The following is a 25,601-nucleotide window of genomic DNA, read 5'->3' as shown; positions in this document are numbered from 1 at the left end:
AACGGGCAGGTTACGTGAGCGATACGCCAGAAACCCCAGAAAACATGGATGAAACACCGCCCCAGCGTCCCGTATATGACGGCCCGACGGTATCCATCGAATCCGAGATGCGCACGTCCTATCTGGACTATGCGATGTCGGTCATCGTGTCCCGCGCGATCCCCGATCTGCGCGATGGCCTGAAACCGGTGCACCGGCGCATCCTCTATGCCATGCACGAGACGGGCAATACCCACGACAAGTCATACCGCAAATCGGCCCGTCCGGTTGGCGATGTGATGGGTAAGTACCACCCGCATGGTGACAGCGCGATCTATGACGCGCTGGTGCGGATGGCACAGGATTTCTCGATGTCGCTGCCGCTGCTGGATGGTCAGGGCAACTTTGGCTCGATGGACGGCGATAACCCGGCGGCCATGCGCTATACCGAAGTGCGGATGGACAAGCCCGCCGCATCTCTGTTGGCCGATATTGAAAAAGAAACGGTCGATTTTCAGGACAACTATGACGGCAAGGACCGCGAACCAACGGTTCTTCCCGCCCGTTTCCCGAACATGCTGGTCAACGGTGCCGGTGGTATCGCCGTCGGCATGGCAACCAACATCCCACCGCACAACCTTGGCGAAGTCATCGACGCAACGCTGGCGCTGATAGATGAACCGGATCTGACATCCGAACAGCTGATCGAATATATCCCCGGCCCTGATTTCCCAACCGGTGGTGTGATGTTGGGCCGTTCCGGCGCGCGCAAAGCCTATCTGGAAGGGCGCGGTAGCGTCATAATCCGCTCCAAGACCCGCGTCGAGGAAATCCGCAAGGACCGCTACGCCATCGTCGTTGACGAGATCCCCTATCAGGTGAACAAGGCCTCGATGATCGAAAAGATCGCCGAAGCCGTTCGCGAAAAACGCATCGAAGGCGTCAGCCACGTTCAGGACGAATCCGACCGCAATGGGGTGCGTGTCGTGGTCGAACTCAAACGTGATGCGACGCCCGAAGTTGTTTTGAACCAGCTTTTCCGTTTCTCGCCGATGCAGACCTCGTTTGGCTGCAACATGTTGGCGCTGAATGGTGGCCGGCCAGAGCAGTTGACCCTGCGCCGGTTCCTGACCTCCTTTATTGACTTCCGTGAAGATGTCGTCGCCCGTCGCACTGCGTACGACCTGCGCAAAGCCCGCGAACGCAGCCACATCCTGTGTGGCCTGGCCGTGGCCGTGTCGAACGTTGATGAGGTCGTCGCCACAATCCGGTCATCCGCTGACGCGGCGCAAGCGCGTGAAAAGCTGATGACCCGCCGCTGGCCCGCGGCTGAGATCGAAAGTTATCTGCGCCTGATCGACGATCCTCTGTCCAAGATGAACGACGACGGCACCTATAACCTGACCGAAGTTCAGGCCCGCGCCATCCTCGACCTGCGTCTGCAGCGACTGACTCAGATCGGTGTCAAAGAGGTTACGGACGAGCTGGAAGAACTGGCAGGTAAGATCCAGGAATACCTCGATATTCTGTCCTCTCGAGAGCGCATCATGTCGATCATCGGAGATGAGCTGCGCAGCGTTCGTGAACAGTTTGCCGTGCCCCGTCGCACCGAGATCGTCGATTGGTCCGGCGACATGGAAGACGAGGACCTGATCGAACGTGAGGATATGGTCGTGACCGTCACGTCGGGCGGCTACATCAAGCGTACGCCGCTGGCCGATTTCCGCGCACAAAAGCGCGGCGGCAAGGGCCTGTCGGGGATGCAGACCAAGGAAGAGGATGTTGTCACCAACCTCTTCGTGGCCAACACACACACGCAACTGCTGTTCTTCACGACGGATGGCATGGTCTACAAGCTCAAGACCTGGCGTCTACCGCAGTCAGGGCGCACAGGTAAGGGCAAGGCAATCGTCAACATCCTGCCGATCCCGACCGGTGTTTCCATCGCCGCGATCATGCCGGTGGATGTACCCGATGAAGAATGGGAAAATCTGCAGATCATCTTTGCCACCAGCGCGGGCGACGTGCGTCGTAACCGCTTGTCAGACTTCACCAATGTCCGGCGCAACGGCAAGATCGCAATGAAGCTGCCCGAAGATGTTGAGCTGGTGAACGCCCGCATCTGCTCAGAAGATGAAGATGTGATGCTGGTCACCAATTCGGGTCGTGCAATCCGCTTCCGCACCACCGATGTACGGGTGTTCAACTCGCGCGAATCCACCGGTGTGCGCGGTATCAGGCTGTCCAATGGCGACCGCGTGGTTTCGATGTCGGTGATCCGCCACTTCGAAGCGACCCCCGAAGATCGTGTGGCTTACCTCAAAATGCGCCGTGCGGTTGCTGGGCTTACCGAAGATGATGCTGGTGACGACGAGGAAGCCGCAGCAAGCAGCGATTTCAACCAGGAAAAGTATGCCGAGATGTCGGCGGCCGAAAACCTGATCCTGACGATCACGGCGGGCGGCGCAGGCAAGCTGAGCTCCAGCCACGACTATCCTGTACGCGGACGCGGCGGGATGGGTGTGGCCGCCATGGACAAGGCGATGCGTGGTGGCGAACTCGTCGCCTCGTTCCCGGTCGATATGGAAGATCAGATCATGCTGGCGACGTCCAAAGGCCAATCGATACGGGTGCCGGTTGATGGGATTTCGTTCCGTTCCCGCTCGGCCGGTGGCGTGAAGGTCTTCAACACCGGCAAAGGCGAAGTGGTCGTCAGCGTCGCCTGGATTGCCGATCAGGGCGACGAGGACGAAGCGGAAGAGTAACCGACTGATCCATAACACTATTCAGGCGCTACACTTTCGGGTGTGGCGCCTTTTTTAAATCAAAAGGTCTTCAACAGCCCAAAGGCGATCCTGTCCCCAGACACTTTCCCCGGCGACGCGGAAACTTGGGACACCCCACAACCCGATCTCTTGCAGACGGTCCTGATTGACCGCTACCCGATCTCTCCAACGATCTGAGCTAACGTTCGGTTTCGCACTCTGCCAATCCAACCCCGCGTTTTTGACGATAATCCGAAGCCCCCGATCGGTTGCAGCATTCAGACCCTCTGACCAGACGCCGCGCAGGAAGGCGGAACAGAACTCAGGCAGTTTTTCCTGCGCTTCGGCGTAATCCAGTAAGGCATAACCACGCTCGATCCCTTTGCCTAAAGGATCACAGATACGCCCAAATGGGATCCCCAACCGCCGCGCTTCGCGCACGCAATCATAAAGGATGTAGGAGGACTTGGGTGGAGGGACGGGTAAGCCTCGCATCAACATAGGCAAAACCGGCCTCAGAACCAGTCGTGCGTTGTAATGGCGTGCCAAATCGACAGCTCGGTCAAATGCCAGATACGAATAAGGGCTGCGGAAAGAAAAGAAGAACTCAATCTCCTGATCCTGAGACTTCTCTTGTTCCAATTGCACTGAAGGCAAAGACACTATCGGTGACGACCCGCTTCCCAGACCCGCGTGCAGCAACCGGTCTTCGAGATAATGAAGACGATCAACGCCCCAATACCATTCACCATCGTAGTGAAACGTTCCGCCGAGATAGTGACCCAAATCGGAAAGTTGTTGGTCGCCATCCTCGATCAGCGCAGCCGGTAAGGGGTGATCCGAAGACGAAAAACCCTTTCCCGACCAAAGATCTTCGCTGATATCTCGGACATTGTTAACAAAGCTATCGTTCGTCAGTTCGGCTGCCATCTGTTTTTCCGCAACTGCAATGAAAGCCTCGTCAGGAACTGAGCCTTCAGGGGGGCTGAGACCAAGCTTTCGGGCCAGGCTTGCCGCATCTTTGATGGCATTTTGCCGATATGCTGCCGGGTCCGGCAAAGCCTCGGCCGGAGGGCCCGAAATCAGATGCGGGCGCAGCTCGACATCATAGGTGTCTCGAAACTGCTGCAAGACCTGTGCGGTGAGGTGACAGTATGGGTCGGAAACATCATGGAAATAATGGACAACGCGCGGGCGGTTCAGCACGTGATGCTTTGCCTCCAGCACGCGCCTACGCGCCACCAGGCGCGTGTTGCTGGTCAGAATTGACGCTAAGTGTGGTTTGACATGTGTTGCAAAGAACAAGGTGGTTCCTTTGGTAAAACCGTTCGAACCACCCTACCCTCATTCAGGTCAAAACCAATGCACCTACACGGCAACTTGACGAAACGTTTTCTGACCTCAGAGCCCGTATAACCCGCCAAATTTCTGTTCCAGATACCCGAGTAACGGGTCAGGTCCGGGTTCCATACCGCTTGCACGCTGAATGGTCTCGCGTGGAGCGTAAAGCCCACCATGTTGCTGCACATTCTCGTGCAGCCAATCGGTTGCGCCTGACGTGTCACCTGCTGCCAGTTGCGCATCCAGTTCTGGCACAGCGTTCCGCAACGCTTGGTAAAGGCATCCTGCATAGACATTGCCCAGCGAATAGGTTGGGAAATAACCAAACAGACCCACTGACCAGTGCACATCCTGCAGACATCCGTTCGAAGGTTTGTCGACCGCATATCCGAAATCCGCCTTGAAACGGTCGTTCCACGCGGCCTCAAGATCATCCACTTGGAGGTCACCGGCCATCAGCGCGCGTTCCAGATCAAAGCGCAGCATGATGTGGAGGTTGTATTGCACCTCATCCGCCTCGGTGCGGATATAACCGTTGTGAACACTGTTGACCGTTGCATAGAACGTATCCGCGTCGGTGATGCCAAAATCGCCAAACGCGTCTTTCATTTGGCCAAACAACCAACCGGTAAAGGCACGGGATCGGCCCAGTTGGTTCTCGTAAATCCGGCTTTGGCTTTCGTGCACACCCATCGACACGCCACCCCCCAAAGGCGTCAGGGCGTAGGCCGGATCAATCCCTTGTTCATAGGCGGCATGACCTACCTCGTGGATTGTCGAATAGAAACAGTTGAACGGATCGTTTTCACTGGTCCGGGTGGTGATCCGAACATCCGATCCACTGCCCGAGCTGAACGGGTGAACGGCCTTGTCGATGCGGCCTGTATTCAGGTCATACCCGAAAGTGGTTGCCAGTTTTTCCGACAATTGCATCTGTTTCAGCTCATCGAAACTCCCCGTCAATGCCTGAGGTGCGGATTTTTCCAGAACAGCGGCGCGCAGTGCTACCAGACGCGGGCGCATTTGGTCAAAGATTTCGGCGATTTGCGATCCCGTCGTGTAAGGCTCATAATCCTCGACCATCGCGTCGTAGATATTGCCACCCTGCGCCAGTGCAGCACCTTCTTCACGCTTTAGCGCCACGACCTCATCCAGCACGGGCAGGAAAGCGGCAACATCTTCGTCTGCGCGGGCCTGGGCCCATGTTCCCTGTGCTGCAGATGTTACGCGCGCAATGGCCGTTGCCAGTTCAGCAGGCACTTTGACCGTCCGTTCATAGGACCGGCGGATTTCGCGCAATTGCGCCTGACCGACCTGGTCCTGAGGGTCGGCTTGTTCCAGCCATTCAGCCACACGTGAGTCGGACCGGCGGTTGTGCAATACAGCCTCAATCGCGGCCATTTCCTCGGCCCTCTGCGGGGCCGCGCCGCGCGGCATCACCGTTTCCTGATCCCAGCCCAAACGCCCGGCAATTTCGCCGAGAGCCGAGGTTTCGCGCTGAAATGCCATCAGATCGTCATAAGCACTCATCGGTATCAGGCTCCGCGCAAAGAGGTTGCTATAGGGTAAGTGGTAAGGAACCGCGCCCGCAGGATAAGGGTCCAGACGACGACGGCCATGAACTGGTGGAAGATGGCGATCTGCCACGGTGCTGCGTAGATCACGGTCGCGATCCCAATCACCACCTGCAGCGAAAGCGCTGCGAAGGCCGCGTTGAAGGCAAAGCGAGTTTGCGGATGTGCACTAGTGCTGCCGCGCCGCCAGACGACGACGCCGAAGATGAACAGCAGATAGCCCGCACAACGGTGGATGAACTGAACCAGACCCGGGCTTTCAAAGAAGTTGCGCCACATCGGTTCGAGCATCGTCATGTCAGGCGGCAGAAGCTGACCACCGATCAGCGGCCAATCGGTATAAGACCGCCCGGCGTCGATCCCGGCGACAAGCGCACCAATGAGTATTTGCAAAAAGGCGAAATGCATCAACCCGGTGGATAGCGAGAACAATTTCGCCTCTTTGGCGCGTCGGGCCTGCATCAGGTCACGTTCGTCGCGGCCCAGCTCAAAGATGTACCATGCAAGGAAGCCGAGAATTACAAAAGCCAGCCCCAGATGAATCGCCAGACGATAGCTGGCCACAGCAATCATCCCCTCGCCCTGTGTCACGCCCGAGGCGACCATCCACCAACCGACTGCACCCTGAACACCGCCCAAAAGGCCCGGAATCAACAACTTACCGGTCCAGCCGGTTGGTATTTTCCGCGCGATAAGGAAGCCAAAGAAGCCAAGAGCCCAGACCAGCCCAATCACGCGCCCTAGCTGACGATGGCCCCATTCCCACCAGTAGATGGATTTGAAGTCACCCAGCTCCATCCATTGGTTCTGAATGCGCCACTGGTCGATTTGCTTGTATTTGTCGAACTCGGCTTGCCAGTCCGCCTCATTCATCGGCGGGATGGCCCCGGTAATCGGCCGCCACTCGGTGATCGACAACCCGCTGTCAGTCAGGCGGGTCAGCCCGCCCACAGCGATCATGACGACCACCAGCGCAAACAGGATCATCAGCCAGGCGCGAATGGCCTTGCGCGCACCCCCGCGGCCACGATCGATCATACCCGGTTGAACGGCTTGTTGTTTTTCAGTGTCTGAGACGTCTTCGAAGATGCTGCGCTTACCGCTCATGCTGTCCTCTTGTGCCTTGGATTTTGTCGCAAGCTAGGGTGAAGCGGAACATAGGTCCAGCCTCAGCCTTTGTCTTTCCAGCGGACCATCTGACGCATTATCCCGTGCAACATCTGCACATCGGACCGGGTCATCCGCATACGGGACCACAGATTACGCAGATTGGTCTTCATGCCTTCGGCCTTTTCCGGTGGGTAGAAGAAGCCCGCTTCTTCCAGCCGGTCTTCATAGTGTTCGACCAGTTTCTCGACCTCGATACCCGTGGCCCAGTCGCCCTTGCCCAGATCGGTGGCCTCATGAACCACATCGCCGGTTTGGCGCATCCACTCATAGGCGGTCAGCAACACGCACTGCCCAAGGTTTAGCGAGGCGTATTCCGGGTTTACCGGAACCGAGATGATCGCGTTTGCCTTAGCGATGTCTTCGTTTTCGAGCCCTGCGCGTTCCGGGCCAAACAGAACACAGACCTTTTCACCAGCAGCAACCTTTTCGGCAGCCAATTGCATTGCGCGTTCCGGGCTGTAGACCGGCTTTGTCAATCCACGCTGCCGCGCCGTCGTCGCAAAAACAAAAGTGCTGTCGGATAGCGCACCGGCCAGATCGTCATACAGCTGCGCCTCATCCAACAGACGCCCGGCGCCGCTGGACATCGCCACAGCCTTGGGGTTCGGCCATCCGTCCCGAGGTGCTACGATCCGCATCCGATCCAGCCCGAAATTCCACATCGCCCGCGCGGCGGCACCGATGTTTTCACCCATCTGCGGGCGCACAAGCACGAATGAGGGCTGAGATTTATCACTGGGCATGGCTGTCTCCGAAAGTTCCGCCTGCTCTAATCTGCGCGCACAGGCAGGGCAAGCCATCCGCGCCTTCATTTGGGCCGGAAACCAGCATAAAAGTTTGCTTCCCCGCCGCAATCCGCTAAACCGCGCAAAAGACTGAAAGCGAAGGACGCGCCAATGGACACCCCCGAGCAGCCGCAGATTTACCTGATTACGCCACCGACCATCGAACTGAGCACCTTTACGAACCGTTTGGCCAGCGTGTTGGACGGGGCAGAGATCGCCTGTATCCGATTGGCGCTGGCTGGTGGAGATGAAGACACGATCGCCCGTGCGGCGGATGCCTGCCGTGAGGTTGCCCATGCGCGCGATGTGGCACTGGTGATCTCGAACCATGTTCTGCTGGCGCAGCGGTTGGGGCTGGACGGGGTGCATCTGGATGACGCCGCGCGCTCGGTCCGGTTTGCACGAAAGGAATTGGGCGCGGAAGCCATCGTTGGCAGCTTTTGCGGTGCGTCCAGCCATGACGGCATGTCGGCTGGCGAGGCCGGTGCGGACTATGTCGCCTTTGGACCAGTGGGCGCGTCAACGCTGGGTGATGGCACAATCGCCGAAATGGATCTGTTCCAGTGGTGGTCTGAGACGATCGAAGTTCCGGTCGTTGCCGAGGGTGGCCTGAACCCCGACCTGGTTCGCGATCTGACCCCCTGCACCGATTTTTTCGGTATCGGGGACGAGATCTGGTCACAGGATGACCCTCTGGCCGCGCTGAAGGGGCTGACCGACGCGATGCGCTGATCGGTGCGAGCGTTAACGCTTGCACCTACGCCGGGGCTGCGGCATGACGACGACATGACACAAAACAGCGACATCCTTTGTATCGGATCGGTTCTTTGGGACGTGATTGGCCGGTCCGCCAGCGCCATGCGGCAAGGGTCGGACGTGCCGGGGCGGATCACCCGCCTACCGGGTGGCGTGGCCATGAACATCGCCATGACACTGGTGCGTTTTGGCATGACCCCCACCCTGCTGACCGCCATCGGGCGCGATCCTGAGGGCGATGAGTTGGCAAATGCGTGTTCCCGGCTGGGCATGGTGACGGATCACATTTACCGTTCACAGGATTTGCCGACCGACCGTTACATGGCGGTCGAAGGGGCCAACGGCCTGATTGCGGCCATTGCCGACGCGCATTCGCTTGAGGCCGCGGGTGCCAAAATCCTGCGTCCACTGATGCACGGGCCGCTAGGATACGAAAACGAGCCGTTTGAAGGACCTATCGCGCTGGACGGCAATCTGACTCTGAACTTGCTTGAGGAAATCGCCCAAAGCCCCGCCTTTGCGCGCGCCGATCTGCGTGTCGCACCGGCCTCGCCCGGTAAAGCCGAACGCTTGCTGCCGTTCCTGAAACATGCGCGTGCAACGCTGTATGTGAACCTCGAAGAAGCCGGCATCCTGTGTCAGCGTGAATTCAAGGATTCCGAAAGCGCCGCCAAAGGCCTGCTGGATCGCGGCGCGCTGCGGGTGTTGGTCACCGACGGCGGAAGCTCGGCCACGGTTGGTAATGCGGATGAAATCCTGACCCAAACACCCCCGTCCGTTCTGGTTACCCGCGTAACCGGCGCAGGCGACACTTTTATGGCGGCCCACATCGCCTCAGAATCCGACGGAGCATCCAGCGCCGAGGCCCTGATCCGCGCGCTGAACGCCGCCGCAACTTACGTATCCGGAGAAACCCCACTGTGATCGACATTCAATATTCCGCCGAGGTCCGCGCCGCCAAGGACGCAGGCCAGCCCATCGTTGCGCTGGAAAGCACCATCATCACCCACGGGATGCCCTACCCTCAGAACATCGAGGTTGCGGCACAGGTTGAACAGGATATCCGCGACGCGGGTGCAGTTCCAGCAACCATGGCCGTGATCAAAGGCAAACTGCATGTGGGCCTTGAGGCGGATGAGCTGAAAGCACTGGGTCAGGCGCAGGGCGTCGCCAAGCTGTCCCGCGCAGATATGGCCGCCTGCATGGCAACCGGCGGCACTGGCGCGACCACGGTCGCGGCCACGATGATCGCCGCGCATTATGCCGGGATCGAAGTGTTTGCCACCGGTGGCATCGGCGGCGTGCATCAGGGTGCCGAGACGACCTTTGATATCTCAGCCGATCTGCATGAGCTGGCGCAATCCCCGGTTACGGTTGTCGCTGCAGGCGCAAAGGCCATCCTCGATCTGGCAAAAACGCTCGAGGTTCTGGAAACGCTGGGCGTTCCTGTCATCGCCTACGGGCAGGACGAATTCCCGGCCTTCTGGTCGGCCAAATCTCCTTATGCCGCGCCCCTGCGTATGGACAGCGCCGAAGACATCGCCACGGCCCACGCAACGCGCCGCGCGCTTGGCCTGCCTGGTGGTCAGTTGGTCGCCAACCCGATCCCGACTGCCGATCAGATCCCGGCCGAAGAACTGGCACCCATCATTGCATCAGCACAGGCCGACGCAGATACACACCGGATCAGCGGCAAGGGCGTCACGCCCTACCTACTGCAACGGATTTACGAGCAGACCGAAGGGCGTTCGCTGACGGCCAATATTGCTCTGGTTCGTAATAACGCACGACTGGCGGCCGGAATTGCTCGAGCGCTGTCCGACCGAACCGATTGACATAAGCCTATTGTACCAAGGCACCCAACTGCTTAACTAATTTGGCAGAAAACCGCTCAGGACCGCAATGAACACGCCATTTGACGAAGAACCACAACGCCGCCCGGGCCTGTTTTCGCGACTGCGCGCGTCATTCCTGACGGGCATCGTCGTGATTGCGCCTGTGTGGCTGACCATTTGGCTGATCTGGTCCGTGGTCGGCTGGATCGACAGTGCGGTTCTGCCCATAATTCCACAACGGTTCCAGCCGCAGGAATACGTGGGCATCAACCTGCGGGGCGTCGGCGTTGTCATCTTCCTGATCTTCACTGTTCTGGTAGGATGGATCGCCAAAGGTATTCTGGGCCGGTCCCTGATCCAAATTGCCGAAAGTCTTGTCAGCCGGATGCCCGTTGTCCGGTCTGTCTATTCGGGGATCAAGCAGATCTCGGAAACGGTGTTTGCCCAGACTGAACGGTCGTTCGAAAAAGCCTGCCTGATCCAATACCCGCGCCGCGGTATCTGGGCGATTGGTTTCGTCTCTACCGCGGCAAAAGGCGAAGTCAGCGAGCGGGCTGAAACCGGGGGTGAACTGCTAGGTGTCTTCGTCCCGACCACGCCCAACCCGACCTCTGGCTTCCTATTGTTCTTCCCGGCCGAGGATGTGATCCTGTTGGATATGACAATCGAGGACGCCGCAAAGCTGGTGATTTCCGCAGGCCTTGTTTATCCCAACGAAAAAGACCCGACGCAGCCGCCCGAGTGATCAGCCAAACATCTCGGGCAGGTCGACGGTGCTGCGTGCGCCAAGATCAGCTTTGTGATCGCCGATGAACCGATGCGCCGCGGCGCGCCCGGCTTCCTTCAGCTTGTGCAGGATCACAGGGTTGGGAACCGTCTTGGTCGCCACAGACAAATCATTCATCAATTCGTCATCCGCAATCATGTGGACAAATACGCGGCTCATCTCTCCGGCCGTCAGCTTGCCGTCCGCCAACAGACGCTGAACAAAGTTGATCGCCCGCAGCTCGCGAAACAGGGATGAGTTAAAGCTGATCTCATTGATCCGGTTCTGGATCTGCTGCGGAGTTTTTGGCACCTCATCACGCTCAAGCGGGTTGATGTTCACGACCACGACGTCTTCAGGCAAATCACTGTTAAACAAAGGATAAAGCGCCGGGTTTCCAGTGTAACCACCATCCCAATATGCCTCGGTCCGGCCCGAGCTGGGGTCAAATATCTCGACGGCCTGAAACAGGCTCGGCAGGCAGGCCGAGGCCAAAATGGCATCCGTTGAAATCTCTTCCCCGGTGAACACCCGGATCTTACCGCTGCGTACACAGGTCGCGCAAACAAACAACTGGGGTCCTTGATCCGTGCAAATCTCATCAAAGTTGAACCGATCCACAACCGGTTCCAGAGGATTGCGGTAAAAAGGACCATAGGCATAAGGCGACACCATTCGCGACCAGGCGTCACCAACCGAGAATGGCAGTGAATACTCCATCGACTGGGCAATCTGCGCAGGCTCCAGCGCCTGCATCCAGTTGGCAAGGCGCATATCCCCCACCGCACCCATCCGTGCCCATAGCCCGTCCAGACAAGCCCGCGCGCCGTCGCGTCCGTTGTGCACCATCCCGGATTTGAACGCAGCGCCATTCAGCGCCCCGGCCGAGGTCCCAGTGATGGCTGCGACGTCGATATCCTCTTCGTCCAGCAGCCTGTCCAGAACGCCCCAGGTAAAGGCACCGTGCGCGCCGCCACCCTGCAAAGCCAGATTGATCCGTTTCACCGTCCTGCCCCTTCATCTTTTCCAAAATACTCCGGGGGTACGGGGGCAGCGCCCCCGTCAAAACTCACAACGCTGTCCAACCGCCATCGACCGAGATCGTGGTCCCGGTGATCTGCGCTGCCGCATCTGAGCATAGGAAGATCGCGGTGCCACCCAATTGCTCGACCGTTGCGAATTCTTTCGAAGGTTGCCGTTCAAGCATCACGTTCTTGATCACGTCCTCACGGCTCATGCCGTATTCCTTCATGGTGCCTGGGATCTGTGCCTCGACCAATGGTGTCAGGACGTATCCCGGGCAGATCGCGTTGCATGTGATTGGCTCCTGCGCGGTCTCCAGCGCCACGGTTTTGGTCATACCAACCACGCCGTGCTTTGCCGCGACATAGGCCGCCTTGAACGGAGACGCCGTTAACCCATGAGCCGAGGCGATATTCACAATACGTCCCCACCCGGCCTTGCGCATCATTGGCAAAGCGGCGGCCATCGTATGAAAAGTCGAGTTCATATTGATCGCGATGATCGCATCCCACTTTTCGACCGGAAATTGATCAACCGGCGCAACATGCTGAATGCCCGCGTTGTTCACCAGAATATCACATGCCCCCGCCTTTTCGATCAGCGCGCGGCATTCTTCACCCTTAGACATGTCCGCCTTGATATAGCGTGCGCTGGTCCCGGTCTCTTTCGAAATCTCAGCGGCCAGCGCATGATCTTCGTCGCGGTCGGTAAATGAATTCAGCACCACGTTAGCCCCGGCCTTCGCCAGCTCGCGCGCGACGCCTAATCCGATCCCTGAATTCGATCCGGTGATAATGGCTGTTTTTCCCGAAAGGCTCATGGCCGAACTCCCACAAAGTCAACTTTGGCGACACAGTGCCATGCTGCAGCTGCAAAGAAAACGGGGAAACATTCGGGCGACGCATCCTACGTCAGATCCGGACAAAAAAAACGCCCGCACGAAGCGGGCGTTAAGTTATTGAGGCAGGTTTCATACAGGCAAGAAACCTATCGAGCAGTGCATCCTTTATAAGCAATTTCTTGTGTTCGTCCAAGCTAAAAGTTTGAAAACAAGAAAAATCATAGCTACGATGAATCCCAACAAAATAAGGCCAGAGCAGGATTGTTTCCAAAATGAGCCCCGATTTTCTACGCCCCGTTCGCCCATTGATCGCGGGAATCACTGCACTTTTGAGCACGTCAATTGCTTATGCAGAATCGACCCATGGCATAGCTATGTATGGTGACCCCGCCTTACCACCGGATTTTGTGTCCCTGCCCTACGCAAATCCGGACGCGCCAAAAGGCGGAAAAGTCGTGTTCGGAAATACGGGCGGCTATAACAGTTTGAACCCGTTCGTGCAAAAAGGCAGCTCGCCCTGGCAATTGCGATTTTGGACCCATGAGGGCCTGATGGGTCGATCCTGGGACGAACCTTTCACTCTTTACGGGCTGTTAGCCGAATCAGTTGAGACAGCGCCGGACCGGTCCTGGGTCGAATTCACCCTGCGTGAGAACGCCGAATTCTCGGATGGTACACCAGTCACAGTGGATGATGTCATCTGGTCGTATGAGACTTTAGGCACCGAAGGCCACCTGCGATATCGCGGGTTGTGGGGCAAGATAGACAGTATCGAACAGACCGGTCCCCGCACGGTGCGCATCACCTTCAACGAGCCCGACCGCGAGCTTGCCCTGATTGCAGGCCTGCGCCCGATCCTGCAGAAAGCCCAGTGGGAAGGTAAAGATTTTGCCAATGCCGGGTTGCATGACATTCCGGTCGGAACCGGGCCCTACATCGTCGACAGCTATGAGGCCGGTAGATACGTGAACCTCAAGCGGAACCCGGATTATTGGGGCACTGATATTCCCTTCCGTAAAGGCACCATGAATTTGGACGAAATGCGGATCGAGTTTTACGGCGACGGCACAGTTCTGTTTGAGGCCTTCAAAGCCGGTGAACTGACTGCGGTACGTGAATTCAATGCCGACAAATGGGCGAACCAATACAATTTCCCGGCCGTCCAGCGTGGAGATGTGGTCAAGACCGAGATCCCACACGGCAAGCCTTCGGGCATGACCGGGTTTGTCATGAACACCCGCAAAGCGCCGTTTGCCGACTGGCGTGTCCGCGAGGCGCTGACACTGGCATTCAATTTCGAGTTCATCAACGACACGATTACCGGTAACGCGCAGCCGCGTATCTCATCCTATTTCTCGGGCTCGGACCTTGCGATGCAGCCCGGCCCGGCAAGTGATCGCGTCGAAGAGCTGCTATTGGAATTCAAGGACGACCTGCCCCCCGGAACGCTTGAAGGCTATACCTTGCCGGAAAGTGACGGATCGGCCCGCAACCGCTCAAACATCCGTGCTGCAACCAAACTGTTGGCTGAGGCGGGCTGGACCATCCAGGACGGCGTGCTGCGTAACGAAAACGGGGATGCCTTTACTCTGACCGTGTTGCTGCAACAGGGCGACACAGAAAGCGAAACGGCAATCGAGATCTACACGCGCGCATTGGAACGTCTTGGCATCGCGGTGAGCACGGAACAGGTCGACAGCGCCCAGTTCACCAGCCGTACATCCGAGCTGGATTTCGACATGACCTATTTCCGTCGTGCGTTGTCCCTGTCACCCGGCAACGAGCAGCGCCTGTACTGGGGCAGCGAAAACGCGAATACTCCGGGCACGCGCAACCTGATGGGGGTGGCTTCACCCGCTGTGGACGGAATGATTGACGCCATGTTGGCATCGGAAAGTCATGAGGATTTCGTCGCTGCAACGCGCGCGCTTGATCGTGTGTTGACCGCCGGGCGCTATGTCATTCCGATCTGGAACTTTGATGTAGGCCGGATCGCCCACGCCAAGGAACTCAAGCAGCCGGAAAACTTGCCGATCTATGGCGATGGGCCCGAGTACATGCCGCAGGTTTGGTGGTACGAAGAGTAACCGTTCACGCGCGGCTCCAAAAGGACGTAGGCGGAAAACGGCACACAGCCATATGGCACCGCATATTGCGGGTCGAATTTCCGCCGCGCCGACATGTTGCAACTGCCCCTACGTTAAGTGTTCCCTAAAAAAACTCACACAAAAAGCTTTACTGAACGGGCTTTGGCGATATAGCTTGTACATATACTGCAGTGCGCTGCACGAATTGATTATTGCTTTGAAATTCAAAACGTAACTCTTCGTCCGGTGCGCAGCACATCGAATCTACGGACCGGCCTCCACTCACTCAAAAATCAGGTCCGTCTGCCCGTTGCGGATAGGCTGCAACGGGCACTTTCGACCCCGCCAAAAATCAATCCGCCACCCGACCCCGGGTGCGACATTTTGTCATACCCGAACGCCCCCATCACATACGTACGCTGGTTCTTGGGACGAGCGGTTTGAAACCATGAATACGGAAAGCTGTCTAATGTTGAAATGGACCGATCTGACGCAAGACTGGAGTGCAATGTATACCCGCGCCAAACGGCGCTTTCCAAACCTGCGGGATCAGGACATGGTGCGGTTAAGCCAAGACCGCAAATGTTTCGAAGCGTATCTGGCTGAACGCCATCAACTGACCATGAACGAAGCCCACGAAGAGCTTGAGGACTTTTTGTTCACGGAAGGTTTGAACCGGGAATTCAGCCGGTCGTTAAGTAAGTGATGTCACCCACAGGATCATTGCATCTTCGTCGCTGACCGAGATTACATTGTGACCCATGCTCCCGTCGTAATAGGCGCTGTCGCCGCGGCGCATTTCGACTGGTTCATAAAACTCGGTATAAAGGCGCACAACACCCGTCAGGACATACAAGAACTCTTCTCCGTCGTGGCGGACCCAGCCGTCGAACTCATCCATTGACCGCGCGCGGACACGGGCCCGATAGGGCAACATCTGCTTTTTTGTCAGCGTTTCGGCCAGCAGTTCATGTTCATAGGTGGTTGTGGGATGGGCAGACCCTTCGCCCATGCGCGTCACGGCCATCCGACCGATCACCTGGTCCCGCTGTGGCGCCGTAAACAGCTGCGGCACCGAAATCTCAAGACCGGTCGCGAGCTTTTTCAGCGCGTCATAGGTGGGCGACATCTGACCGTTTTCGATCTTGCTGAGCGTTGAACGCGCCAGACCGGCCTGCGTGGCCGCCTGTTCAAGCGTCCATTTCCGCGCTTTCCGCAGCTCGCGCACACGCGCTCCGAGGTCCAATGGTTCAACTTCCGTATGTTCGCCCGAGTCCCGGGCAATGCGGATCAAAGATGTCTGGTCTTGGGTGCTCATGCGTCATTCTATAGGCGCAGCCTGTCGCGCTTGCAACGCAGCAGTGGTCGCGCTAGCCAGTTGCCATGCTTTCTATTTTTGATCAGGGGCCGCCGCCGGCCTGCCCGTCTCCGTTCAATCTGGCAGCGCATGTACTGCGCTGTGCAGACAGGCTTTCGGACAAGACCGCCCTGTCCGTCGTGGGTTCCACGGATGCCCGGAATTGGACGTATCGCGAATTGCAGCAGGCCATTCTGGGCACTGGCACAGGGTTGTTGAATGCCGGTTTGAAGCCCGGCGATATCGCGTTGATGCGGCTTGGGAACACGGTCGATTTCCCGATTGCCTATCTCGGAGCGATTGCTGTCGGCATTATCCCGGTCCCAACGTCATCGCAGCTGACCGAGCCGGAAACAGAGCGCATGATCAAGGACCTCAGACCTGCCGCCATTCTGCGTGACCCACAGGTTGCGTGCGCCGCGCACCCGGTTCAGATTGACCTGTCCAATTTGGCCGGAATGCGTGATCTGCCTGCTGCTGAGTTTCAAATGGGTGACCCGGAAAGGATGGCCTATGTCGTCTATACTTCGGGCACATCGGGAAAACCGAGGGCTGTGGCCCACGCCCATCGTGCCATCTGGGCGCGTCAGATGATGGTGGATGGCTGGTACGGGCTGCGTGAAACCGATCGCCTGTGTCACGCGGGCGCGTTCAACTGGACCTATACCTTGGGCACCGGTCTGATGGATCCGTGGACCATTGGCGCAACGGCTCTTATCCCCGCGCCTGGCACCGATCTGGACGCACTACCTGCCCTGCTACGCCATCATCAAGTCACCATCTTTGCTGCAGCACCGGGCGTATTCCGTAAGGTGGTGAGCTCAACAGACGACCTCGACCTGCCGGAATTGCGGCATGGGTTATGCGCCGGAGAAAAACTGTCACGGCATCTGCATGAACAGTGGGCGCAAGCGACCGGCACTGAACTCTACGAAGCTTATGGCATGTCCGAGTGTTCGACTTTCATTTCGTCCAGCCCGGCGCATCCAGCGCGGTCCGATGCATTGGGCCAGCCGCAGCCTGGCCGCCGTGTGGCCATTCTGGGACCTGATGGTCCTGTACCTCAGGGTCAGGAAGGCACCATTGCCGTACACAGGTCCGACCCCGGCCTGATGCTGACCTATCTTAACGCCCCGGACGAGGCCGAAGCCCGGATGCAGGACGACTGGTTCCTTACCGGCGATCAAGGGGCCATGGCCGTGGATGGCCAGATCACCTATCTGGGCCGCGATGACGATATGATGAATGCAGGCGGCTATAGGGTGTCACCGGTTGAGGTCGAGGCCGCGCTGTCCCGATTTCCCGGCATCGCGCAGGTCGGGGCTGCGGCAGTCGAGGTTAAACAGGACACATTTGTGATAGCAGCCTTCTATACAGGACCGGAAAAGCTGGACGACGACGCCCTGCGCACCTATGTCGAGGCAAATCTGGCGCGCTATAAGCAACCGCGCGCCTTCATCCATCTGCCTGAACTGCCCACCGGCGGGAACGGGAAACTTCTGCGCCGGGCGCTGCCGGCCTATTTCAAGGCGACCAACCCATGACCGAGACCGTCAAGCTTGATATCATGTCCGACCCGATCTGCCCTTGGTGCTATATCGGCAAAACCCATCTGGACAAGGCGCTGGCGGCGATCCCGAACCATCCGTTTGTGATCGAATGGCATCCATTCCAATTAAACCCCGACATGCCGGATGCCGGGATGGATCGCCGCGAATATCTCGAACGCAAGTTCGGGGGCAAGGACGGTGCTGTGCGGGCCTATGCACCGGTTGTTGATCATGCCGAGAACGCAGGCCTTAAGATCGACTTCGAAGGTATGAATCGCACGCCCAACACTCTGGACGCGCACCGCCTGATCCATTGGGCAGGGATTGAAGGCAAACAGAACGCCGTGGTCGATGCACTGTTCGATGGCTATTTCGTACAGGCCCGCGATATCGGCGATCATGAGGTTCTGGCGGATATTGCCGACAATGCGGGCATGGACGCCGCAGTCGTTCTAAAACTGCTGAAATCCGATGCCGATCGCGAGGATATCAGCAACCGTGACAGCCATTCCAGGCAAATGGGCGTCAGCTCTGTCCCGACGTTCATCGTTGCCAATCAACATGCCGTCCCCGGGGCGCAACCCCCTGAAATGTGGGAAAAAGTGATTGCTGAAATCATGTCTCAACTTGAGGCTTCCCCTGCAAATTAGCACAGACCTCTGTGCAATTTGACACCTAGCGTCAACTGATTTGCCGTGATAGCGCGAACAGATCAGGAGGGCGTTATGGCCAATCGCATGTCACGGGGTGAGTTCGTAGCACTTGTCGCAATGATGTTTGCGACAATCGCGTTTTCGATCGATTCCATGTTGCCTGCACTGCCAAATATCGGCGCGCAACTCAGCCCCAACGACGTCAACAAAGCCCAGCTGATCCTGACTTCGTTTGTGTTGGGCATGGGGATTGGCACGTTTTTCACCGGTCCGCTGTCGGACGCCTTTGGCCGCAAACCAGTGATTTACGTCGGATCGGCACTATATATCATCGCTGCGGCAGCTGCCTGGGCCAGTTCATCACTCGAAATGCTATTGGTCGCCCGTGTCTTCCAGGGGATCGGATGTGCGGCCCCGCGCGTGGTGGCCATGGCAATTATTCGCGACCTGTATTCGGGCCGCGAGATGGCGCGGATTGTATCGATTGCAATGATGATCTTCACCCTGGTACCGGCGATTGCGCCAATGCTTGGTGCCGGCGTGATCGCACTGACCGGATGGCGGGGTATCTTTGCCTCATTCATCCTGTTCTCACTGATCACCATCGTCTGGATGGGCCTGCGCCTTCCGGAACCCTTGTCGGCCGAAAACCGTCGCCCGCTGCGCCTGCCCCTTATACTCGACGCTGCGCGCCAGATGTTCACACATCCAACTGTCCGACTGTCGATCTTGGTTCAGACACTGTGTCTGGGCATGTTGTTCACCATGCTGACGATGGTTCAACCGGTCTACGATGTCATCCACGACAGTGCCGACAGTTTTCCGTTCTGGTTCGGGTTCGTGGCGTTAGTGGCGGGCTCAGCCAGCCTGCTAAACGCGGCACTCGTTATTAAATTGGGCATGCGCCGGATCGTGACATGGGCGTTAGGCGCGCAGGTCCTCTTTACCACAGCCGTCATCGCCCTGAATGCGGCAGACCTTTCGCCCACGCTGTCCTTCGCCGTTTTTGTAAGCTGGCAAACGGCGGTTTTCTTTATGGCAGGCATGACTATGGGCAACCTGAACGCCATCGCGATGGAGCCTATGGGACATATCGCGGGCATGGCAGCCTCGGTGATCGGAGCGATCTCGACCGTGTTTGCTGCCGCGATTGCGGCGCCTATCGGGCAGATGTTCGACGGGTCTATTACCCCGCTGGCCGTCGGCATCCTGGCCATGAGCGCCGCGGGCTTCGGCCTGATGCTGCATATGGGGCGGATCGAAAACAGGCTTCCAGCCTGATCTGTGCAGGAACGGTGAATCAGGCTAACATCTGCTCAATATGAGTGGAGTTTTTCAGTGAGCGACTATTACGATCTTGGCGCATATTCCTGTCCGATAACGACGGCCTCAACAGACGCACAGCTTTGGTTCGACCGGGGGCTGAATTGGACCTACGGCTACAACCACGACGAAGCTGTTGTGTGTTTTCAGCGCGCGCTTGAATTTGACCCTGACTGCGCGATGGCCCACTGGGGCGTGGCTTATGCCGCGGGCCCGAATTACAACCTGCCTTGGAACCTGCTGGATGACCGTGGACGGCGAAAGGCGCTGGCGCTGGCCTATGATGCCACGCAGAAAGCCGTGGCTTTGGCCCAAGGGTGCAGCCCGACGGAACAGGCGCTGATCCGAACCCTACCCGCACGGTATCCACAGCGCGATCCCGACGACAACATGCATAGCTGGGACCACGATTTCGCCGATGCGATGCGGGCGGCCTTTGCTGAGCAGTCGGATCACCTTGATCTGCGGACCATCTATGTCGAGGCGTTGCTCAACCTGACCCCTTGGCAGATGTGGAACTTGAGAACCGGTGAGCCTGCTGAAGGCGCAGCCACGTTGGAGGCGCAAAAAGCCCTGGAAGACGCAATGGCCGACGACCCGGCAGCCATGTCGCACCCGGGCTTGCTGCACCTCTATGTTCATCTGATGGAGATGTCGCCGACACCAGAAAAGGCTCTGAAGGCTGGCGATGTGTTGCGCACATTGGTCCCGGATGCGGGGCATTTGGTGCATATGCCAACCCATATCGATGTGCTGTGCGGGCACTATCAGAGCGTCGTTCACTGGAATGAAAAGGCGACCGAGGCTGACTTGAAGTATTATGAGCGCGAAGGCGCGTTCAACATCTACACAGGCTATCGCCAGCACGACTATCATTTTGCCATCTATGGCGCGCTGTTCCTTGGCCAGATGGAACCCGCGCTGCGCGCTAATCAGGGCATCTGGGACACCACCCCCGAAGAGATGCTCCGAACGGAAAGCCCGCCCATGGCGGATTTCTTCGAAAGCTACATGTCGATGGGGCCGCATATCCTGATCCGGTTTGGCCGGTGGGAAGAAGCAAAGGCCCTGCCCTTGCCCAAGGATCAGGACCTCTACCGTACTGTCACCGCAACCACCCATTACGCACGTGCAATCGCCTATGCGGCCACCGGTCAGGTGGCCGAAGCAGAGGCCGAAGAGCAACTGTTCCTTGCCGCTAAGGATCGGGTTCCGGAAACCCGGCTGCTGCACAACAACCGCGTGATCGACTTGCTGGACATCGCCCGCGAAATGCTGCGCGGAGAGATTGAGTATCGCAAAAGCAACTATGACGCCGCATTCGCCCATCTTAGGCGCTCGGTCGAATTGGACGACACGTTGCCCTACGACGAGCCTTGGGGTTGGATGCAACCCGCGCGCCACGCGCTTGGTGCGTTGTTGTACGAACAGGGCCACGTGCCCGAGGCCGAAGCAGTGTATCGCGAAGATCTAGGGCTTGGCGGCACTCTGAGCCGCGCCTCAATCCACCCCGACAATGTCTGGAGTTTGAAGGGCCTGCATGATTGTCTGAAAGCACGCGGTGAGACAGTTGAGATCAAATTGATCAAACAACGTCTTGATCTGGCGCTTGCCCGCGCTGACCGGGCCGTCGGGGCCTCGTGTTTTTGCGCGCAGGCAGCAATGAAGGCCGCAGAATGACCCGTGCACTGCTATTGTCTTTGTTGATTTGCGGCCCAGCCCTAGCTGACCGCCAGTCTTTTACGCCGGTCGATGAAGCAGACCGCGATCCTACCCTCGTGGCCTTTCGGCAGAGTTTGTTGGCGAGCGTGGCCGCGCGGGATGCCGAGGCCGTGATCGCAGCCGCTTGCCCGGACATCTACCTCAGCCATGGCGGAAATGGCGGGCCCGGGGAATTCCTTGAGTACCTCGCCCCGGAAACCAGCGGCTCTCAAGAAGATCAGATCCGCCAAGCCTATTGGAGAGATCTGGAAACCACCCTGTCCCAACCGGGTTATTTCGACGACGAGGGCGAGTTTTGGATGCCACATCAATGGCAGATCACCTTGCCTGCCTCATTGGACCCTTACGTGGCCTACTTTGTGACCGGTGAGGACGTGACCCTTCGGCAAGCTGCCGAGCCGGGCTCCCCAGCGCTGAGCCTCATCAGCTACGAGATCGTCATCGTCCCGAACTATCGCGACGGTGCCGACTATCAACCGGTGATGCTGACCGACGGCACGCGGGGATTCATGCACGGCGACTTTCTCTGGCCCATGACAGGCCACCGCGCCGCATTCGTAAAATCCGACGCGGGCGAATGGCAATTGTGCACTTTCGTCAGCGGAGACTAGGCTTTCGCCTTTTTCTTCTTCGCTGCCATGACCTTTTCCGCCAGATCGCGGGCGATGGCGAATGCGCCTTTGATCTTGTCGCTGTCCTTCTTCCAATCGCGTCTGACGACGATCTTGTTGTCCTTGACCTTGGCCAAACCGCGCTGGTTCTGAATGAACTCGACCAAACCCTCTGGCGAGGCGAACTTGTCGTTGTGGAACTGGATTGTCGCGCCTTTCGGCCCGCCATCCAGCTTGGCGATCCCTGCCCGCTTGCACATCGCCTTGATACGCACGACCAACATCAGGGTGTTCACCTCTTTCGGTAGCGTTCCGAACCGGTCAATCAGTTCTGCGGCAAAACCTTCCAGTTCGACCTTGGTCGAAAGCGATGACAGGCGACGATAAAGTCCCAAACGCACATCCAGATCGGGCACATAATCTTCGGGGATCAGAACTGGCACGCCCAGATTGATCTGTGGCGCCCATTGGTCGTCGGCTTCCGACAGGCCTTCCATCTCACCGGCTTTGATCTTGGCAATCGCCTCTTCCAGCATCGATTGATACAGCTCATAGCCGACATCCCGCATCTGGCCAGATTGTTCCTCGCCCAGCAAGTTGCCCGCGCCACGAATGTCCAGGTCCTGCGATGCCAGCGTGAACCCGGCCCCCAGAGTATCCAGCGAGCCCAGAACCCGCAGGCGTTTCTCGGCTGTCGTCGTCAATTTCTGACGCGGCTTGGTGGTCAGGTACGCATAGGCACGGGTTTTGGACCGTCCTACCCGACCACGGATCTGATAGAGCTGCGCCAGGCCGAACATATCCGCCCGGTGCACGACCATCGTGTTGGCGGTCGGAATATCCAGCCCGCTTTCGACAATCGTCGTCGCCAACAACACGTCGTATTTTCCGTCATAAAAGGCGTTCATACGATCATCGAGTTCGCCCGCCGCCATTTGCCCATGTGCCACCATATAAGTCAGCTCGGGCAGCTGTTCTTTCAAGAACTCTTCGATCTCTGGCAGGTCCGAGATACGAGGAACAACATAGAAGCTCTGCCCGCCACGATAGTGTTCGCGCAGCAGCGCCTCGCGAATGGTAACCGCGTCGAATTCGCTGACATACGTGCGAATAGCCAGACGGTCGATCGGCGGCGTGCCGATAATCGACAGATCGCGCACGCCGGTCAGTGACAGTTGCAGTGTCCGTGGGATCGGCGTGGCGGTTAGGGTCAGAACATGAATGTCGCTGCGCAGCTGTTTCAGGCGTTCCTTGTGACCGACGCCAAAATGCTGTTCTTCGTCGATGATCAACAGGCCCAGATTGTTGAACCGGATACCCTTGGCCAGCAACGCATGGGTGCCGATCACGATGTCGACGGTCCCGCGCGCCATACCATCACGGGTCTGCTGTGCATCTTTCGCGGACACAAACCGCGACAGCTGCCGCACCTCCAACGGAAAGCCACGGAACCGTTCCTTGAAGCTGGCTGCATGCTGTCGGGCCAGCAAGGTGGTCGGTGCGATCACGGCCACCTGAACACCGGACATCGCGGCGACAAAGGCCGCGCGCATGGCAACCTCGGTTTTGCCAAAGCCCACGTCACCACAGATCAACCGATCCATCGGCGCGCCGGAATGCATGTCCTCCATCACCTCGGAAATCGCGCGCAACTGATCATCGGTTTCCTGATATGGAAAGCGCGCGCTGAACTCCTCCCACGCGTGGGGCGGCGGATCCATGACCGGAGCTTTGCGCAAAGCGCGTTCCGCGGCGATACGGATCAGCTTGTCCGCCATCTCGCGGATGCGTTCTTTCAGCTTGGCTTTCTTAGCCTGCCACGCACCTCCACCCAAGCGGTCCAGCAGACCTTCGTCATGGCCGTATTTCGACAGCAGCTCGATGTTCTCGACCGGTAGATACAGCTTGGACTGTTCGGCATATTCCAGCAGCAGGCATTCGTGCGCAGCGCCGGCCGCCGTGACCACTTCCATCCCAATGTACCGCCCGATCCCATGATCGACATGCACCACCAGATCACCGGGGCTGAGCGATTGGGTTTCGGTTAGGAAGTTCTCGGCCTTGCGGCGCTTCTTAGGCTGGCGGATGAGGCGGTCACCTAGCACGTCCTGCTCGGCGATCACGGTCAGACCGGGCGTTTCAAACCCGTGCTCAAGCGCCCAGACAGCCAGATGCAATCCGCGTTTGCCAATCCGGGTGCCATCGGTGACAGGGACGGCTTCGGCAAGGCCTTCATCCTCGATCAATCCGGTCAGGCGCTCTCGCGCCCCTTCAGAATACGACGCAATCAAGACGGGTCCCTTGGCCATCTTGTCGGTGATATGGCTTGCCAAAGCACCAAACAGGCTGATGTTTTCCTGCTGCCGCTCTGGTGCGAAATTGCGGCCGATCCGCCCGCCTGCATCGATCACACCGGGACCGCTGGCCTGAGGCAGCGGGCTGAACTGCATCACCCGCCGGTCCCCGACCGCCTGCTCCCACGCGGCATCGTCCAGATAGAGCAATCCGGGAGGTGTAGGCTTATACACCGTATCCATGCGCGAACGGTTTTCCAGCGCCAGACGCCGCGTTTCATACTGATCGGCTATTGTGTCCCAGCGGGCAAGCCGCGTGGGTGTCACCTGATCATCCACAGTGATCGTCGCATCCGGCAGATAATCAAACAGGGTTTCCAGCTTTTCGTGGAAGAACGGTAGCCAGTGTTCGATGCCCTGATGCTTGCGGCCCGCGCTGATCGCCTCATACAGCGGATCATCGGTGCCCGCCGCGCCAAATTCGATGCGATAGTTTTGGCGGAACCGCGTGATGGCGGCGTCATCCAGAATGACCTCGGAAACCGGGGCCAATTCGACAACATCCAGCTTTTCGGTCGTGCGTTGCGAAACCGGATCGAACCGGCGCGCGCCGTCCAACACGTCTCCGAACAGATCCAGACGTACGGGACCGGATTCGCCCGGGGGAAAAATGTCGATGATACCGCCGCGAACGGCATAGTCGCCCGGCTCCATCACCGTCGGACTTTGGGTGAACCCCATGCGCACAAGGAAGTTCCGCAGCGCCGTTTCATCGACGCGGTGATTCACGCGAGCAGTAAAAGCAGCCTCGCGCAGCACATCCCGCGCAGGCACGCGCTGGGTTGCCGCGTTCAGCGTGGTCAGCAGGACAAACCGTTCCGGCATCTGATGCACCAATGCCGCCAAAGTCGCCACACGCGCCGCTGCTATGTCGGCGTTGGGCGACACCCGGTCATATGGCAGACAATCCCACCCCGGAAACACAAAGACCGGCATATCGGGGGCGAAGAAAGCCAGTGCGGCCCGCATCGCCTCCATCCGTTTATCGTCACGCGCAACGTGGCAGACCGGCCCGCCAACGCGCGTGATCTCATTCAGAACAAGCTGTGCGTCAAACCCTTCGGGAGCGCCGCCAACCGTCACATGGTTCGGAGCTGTCATCGCCTTGC

General features: G+C 58.3%; 20 protein-coding genes. 12 read left to right on the top strand and 8 right to left on the bottom strand.

Going from position 1 to position 25,601, the window contains the following annotated elements; all coding sequences use genetic code 11:
- Positions 1-14 precede the first annotated feature (14 nt).
- Positions 15-2,744: a DNA gyrase subunit A gene (gene gyrA, locus AC2FJE_RS20500; protein WP_282118322.1), complete on the top strand. Its 2,730-nt coding sequence runs from the start codon at positions 15-17 to the stop codon at positions 2,742-2,744.
- 54 nt (positions 2,745-2,798) lie between these two features.
- Here gyrA and AC2FJE_RS20495 read toward each other — a convergent pair whose 3' ends face one another.
- The 4 genes from AC2FJE_RS20495 to AC2FJE_RS20480 form a co-directional block, all read right to left on the bottom strand.
- A complete protein-coding gene (locus AC2FJE_RS20495; protein ID WP_496761416.1) occupies positions 2,799-3,971 on the bottom strand; it encodes a DsbA family protein in 1,173 nt (390 codons plus the stop codon).
- A gap of 174 nt (positions 3,972-4,145) precedes the next feature.
- The gene (locus tag AC2FJE_RS20490; protein ID WP_496761414.1) at positions 4,146-5,615 is read right to left on the bottom strand and encodes a carboxypeptidase M32; all 1,470 of its coding nucleotides are present in this window, start codon (positions 5,613-5,615) and stop codon (positions 4,146-4,148) included.
- A gap of 5 nt (positions 5,616-5,620) precedes the next feature.
- The gene (gene ctaA, locus AC2FJE_RS20485; RefSeq protein WP_496754210.1) at positions 5,621-6,766 is read right to left on the bottom strand and encodes a heme A synthase; all 1,146 of its coding nucleotides are present in this window, start codon (positions 6,764-6,766) and stop codon (positions 5,621-5,623) included.
- A 62-nt stretch (positions 6,767-6,828) separates the two neighbouring features.
- The gene (locus AC2FJE_RS20480) at positions 6,829-7,572 is read right to left on the bottom strand and encodes an RNA methyltransferase (RefSeq protein ID WP_058271931.1); all 744 of its coding nucleotides are present in this window, start codon (positions 7,570-7,572) and stop codon (positions 6,829-6,831) included.
- Positions 7,573-7,725: 153 nt separating this feature from the next.
- On the opposite strand from AC2FJE_RS20480, the gene AC2FJE_RS20475 reads away from it, so the two are divergent.
- The 4 genes from AC2FJE_RS20475 (at position 7,726) to AC2FJE_RS20460 (ending at position 10,950) form a co-directional block, all read left to right on the top strand.
- On the top strand, positions 7,726-8,346 hold the full coding sequence (locus AC2FJE_RS20475; protein WP_282151322.1) for a thiamine phosphate synthase: 621 nt from the start codon (positions 7,726-7,728) through the stop codon (positions 8,344-8,346).
- Positions 8,347-8,400: 54 nt separating this feature from the next.
- A complete protein-coding gene (locus AC2FJE_RS20470) occupies positions 8,401-9,294 on the top strand; it encodes a PfkB family carbohydrate kinase (RefSeq protein ID WP_496761412.1) in 894 nt (297 codons plus the stop codon).
- Positions 9,291-10,205 carry a pseudouridine-5'-phosphate glycosidase gene (locus AC2FJE_RS20465; RefSeq protein WP_496761410.1) on the top strand — a complete coding sequence of 305 codons (915 nt, stop codon included), beginning with the start codon at positions 9,291-9,293 and terminating at the stop codon, positions 10,203-10,205. The genes AC2FJE_RS20470 and AC2FJE_RS20465 overlap by 4 nt, the downstream gene beginning before the upstream one ends.
- A 67-nt stretch (positions 10,206-10,272) precedes the next feature.
- Entirely contained in the window at positions 10,273-10,950 is a 678-nt protein-coding gene (locus AC2FJE_RS20460) for a DUF502 domain-containing protein (RefSeq protein WP_113790156.1), read from the top strand.
- Here the strand turns inward: AC2FJE_RS20460 and AC2FJE_RS20455 are convergent, their stop codons facing one another.
- Together AC2FJE_RS20455 and AC2FJE_RS20450 are read right to left on the bottom strand one after the other, a co-directional pair.
- Positions 10,951-11,976, bottom strand: a complete 1,026-nt coding sequence (locus AC2FJE_RS20455) for a patatin-like phospholipase family protein (RefSeq protein ID WP_496754214.1) — start codon at positions 11,974-11,976, stop codon at positions 10,951-10,953. It lies immediately after the preceding gene.
- 64 nt (positions 11,977-12,040) lie between these two features.
- Positions 12,041-12,814: a 3-hydroxybutyrate dehydrogenase gene (locus AC2FJE_RS20450; RefSeq protein WP_282118313.1), complete on the bottom strand. Its 774-nt coding sequence runs from the start codon at positions 12,812-12,814 to the stop codon at positions 12,041-12,043.
- A 293-nt stretch (positions 12,815-13,107) separates the two neighbouring features.
- Between AC2FJE_RS20450 and AC2FJE_RS20445 the strand changes: the two genes are divergently transcribed.
- Positions 13,108-14,922, top strand: coding sequence for an extracellular solute-binding protein (locus AC2FJE_RS20445; RefSeq protein ID WP_496754219.1), 1,815 nt, complete (start codon positions 13,108-13,110; stop codon positions 14,920-14,922).
- A gap of 469 nt (positions 14,923-15,391) precedes the next feature.
- Positions 15,392-15,628: a hypothetical protein gene (locus tag AC2FJE_RS20440; protein WP_058271932.1), complete on the top strand. Its 237-nt coding sequence runs from the start codon at positions 15,392-15,394 to the stop codon at positions 15,626-15,628.
- Here AC2FJE_RS20440 and AC2FJE_RS20435 read toward each other — a convergent pair.
- Positions 15,617-16,240: a helix-turn-helix domain-containing protein gene (locus tag AC2FJE_RS20435; RefSeq protein WP_058271780.1), complete on the bottom strand. Its 624-nt coding sequence runs from the start codon at positions 16,238-16,240 to the stop codon at positions 15,617-15,619. The two genes, AC2FJE_RS20440 and AC2FJE_RS20435, sit on opposite strands and share 12 nt — an antisense overlap.
- A gap of 65 nt (positions 16,241-16,305) precedes the next feature.
- Here AC2FJE_RS20435 and AC2FJE_RS20430 point away from each other — a divergent pair, with 65 nt between their 5' ends.
- The 5 genes from AC2FJE_RS20430 to AC2FJE_RS20410 all read left to right on the top strand — a co-directional run bounded on the left by AC2FJE_RS20430 (position 16,306) and on the right by AC2FJE_RS20410 (position 22,138).
- Entirely contained in the window at positions 16,306-17,823 is a 1,518-nt protein-coding gene (locus tag AC2FJE_RS20430; protein WP_282168205.1) for a class I adenylate-forming enzyme family protein, read from the top strand.
- Positions 17,820-18,479 (top strand): DsbA family oxidoreductase, encoded by a 660-nt coding sequence (locus AC2FJE_RS20425; protein WP_496754223.1) that lies wholly within the window; start codon positions 17,820-17,822, stop codon positions 18,477-18,479. Before AC2FJE_RS20430 ends, AC2FJE_RS20425 begins: the two co-directional genes overlap by 4 nt.
- Before the next feature lie 75 nt (positions 18,480-18,554).
- Positions 18,555-19,763: a multidrug effflux MFS transporter gene (locus AC2FJE_RS20420; RefSeq protein WP_496696554.1), complete on the top strand. Its 1,209-nt coding sequence runs from the start codon at positions 18,555-18,557 to the stop codon at positions 19,761-19,763.
- 57 nt (positions 19,764-19,820) lie between these two features.
- Positions 19,821-21,485, top strand: a complete 1,665-nt coding sequence (locus AC2FJE_RS20415) for a tetratricopeptide repeat protein (protein WP_496696556.1) — start codon at positions 19,821-19,823, stop codon at positions 21,483-21,485.
- The gene (locus tag AC2FJE_RS20410; protein WP_496696557.1) at positions 21,482-22,138 is read left to right on the top strand and encodes an SH3 domain-containing protein; all 657 of its coding nucleotides are present in this window, start codon (positions 21,482-21,484) and stop codon (positions 22,136-22,138) included. The genes AC2FJE_RS20415 and AC2FJE_RS20410 overlap by 4 nt, the downstream gene beginning before the upstream one ends.
- On the opposite strand, the gene mfd is transcribed toward AC2FJE_RS20410, so the two are convergent.
- Entirely contained in the window at positions 22,135-25,593 is a 3,459-nt protein-coding gene (gene mfd, locus AC2FJE_RS20405; RefSeq protein WP_496754225.1) for a transcription-repair coupling factor, read from the bottom strand. The genes AC2FJE_RS20410 and mfd overlap by 4 nt on opposite strands.
- Between the last annotated feature and the right edge of the window lie 8 nt (positions 25,594-25,601).

It is taken from the genome of Ruegeria sp. CDSC002, assembly GCF_059610905.1.
Note: the sequence above shows the minus strand (reverse complement) of the source record. Positions and strands in the feature narration are given on the sequence as shown.

What these genes read in the sequence shown, in the direction of transcription:
- AC2FJE_RS20430 (WP_282168205.1), top strand. Translation starts at nt 16,306, where the DNA reads ATGCTTTCTATTTTTGATCAGGGGCCGCCGCCGGCCTGCCCGTCTCCG.
- AC2FJE_RS20435 (WP_058271780.1), bottom strand. Translation starts at nt 16,240, where the DNA reads ATGAGCACCCAAGACCAGACATCTTTGATCCGCATTGCCCGGGACTCG.
- AC2FJE_RS20470 (WP_496761412.1), top strand. Translation starts at nt 8,401, where the DNA reads ATGACACAAAACAGCGACATCCTTTGTATCGGATCGGTTCTTTGGGAC.
- AC2FJE_RS20420 (WP_496696554.1), top strand. Translation starts at nt 18,555, where the DNA reads ATGGCCAATCGCATGTCACGGGGTGAGTTCGTAGCACTTGTCGCAATG.
- AC2FJE_RS20410 (WP_496696557.1), top strand. Translation starts at nt 21,482, where the DNA reads ATGACCCGTGCACTGCTATTGTCTTTGTTGATTTGCGGCCCAGCCCTA.
- ctaA (WP_496754210.1), bottom strand. Translation starts at nt 6,766, where the DNA reads ATGAGCGGTAAGCGCAGCATCTTCGAAGACGTCTCAGACACTGAAAAA.
- AC2FJE_RS20445 (WP_496754219.1), top strand. Translation starts at nt 13,108, where the DNA reads ATGAGCCCCGATTTTCTACGCCCCGTTCGCCCATTGATCGCGGGAATC.
- AC2FJE_RS20490 (WP_496761414.1), bottom strand. Translation starts at nt 5,615, where the DNA reads ATGAGTGCTTATGACGATCTGATGGCATTTCAGCGCGAAACCTCGGCT.
- AC2FJE_RS20450 (WP_282118313.1), bottom strand. Translation starts at nt 12,814, where the DNA reads ATGAGCCTTTCGGGAAAAACAGCCATTATCACCGGATCGAATTCAGGG.
- mfd (WP_496754225.1), bottom strand. Translation starts at nt 25,593, where the DNA reads ATGACAGCTCCGAACCATGTGACGGTTGGCGGCGCTCCCGAAGGGTTT.
- AC2FJE_RS20480 (WP_058271931.1), bottom strand. Translation starts at nt 7,572, where the DNA reads ATGCCCAGTGATAAATCTCAGCCCTCATTCGTGCTTGTGCGCCCGCAG.
- AC2FJE_RS20475 (WP_282151322.1), top strand. Translation starts at nt 7,726, where the DNA reads ATGGACACCCCCGAGCAGCCGCAGATTTACCTGATTACGCCACCGACC.
- AC2FJE_RS20440 (WP_058271932.1), top strand. Translation starts at nt 15,392, where the DNA reads ATGTTGAAATGGACCGATCTGACGCAAGACTGGAGTGCAATGTATACC.
- AC2FJE_RS20425 (WP_496754223.1), top strand. Translation starts at nt 17,820, where the DNA reads ATGACCGAGACCGTCAAGCTTGATATCATGTCCGACCCGATCTGCCCT.
- AC2FJE_RS20460 (WP_113790156.1), top strand. Translation starts at nt 10,273, where the DNA reads ATGAACACGCCATTTGACGAAGAACCACAACGCCGCCCGGGCCTGTTT.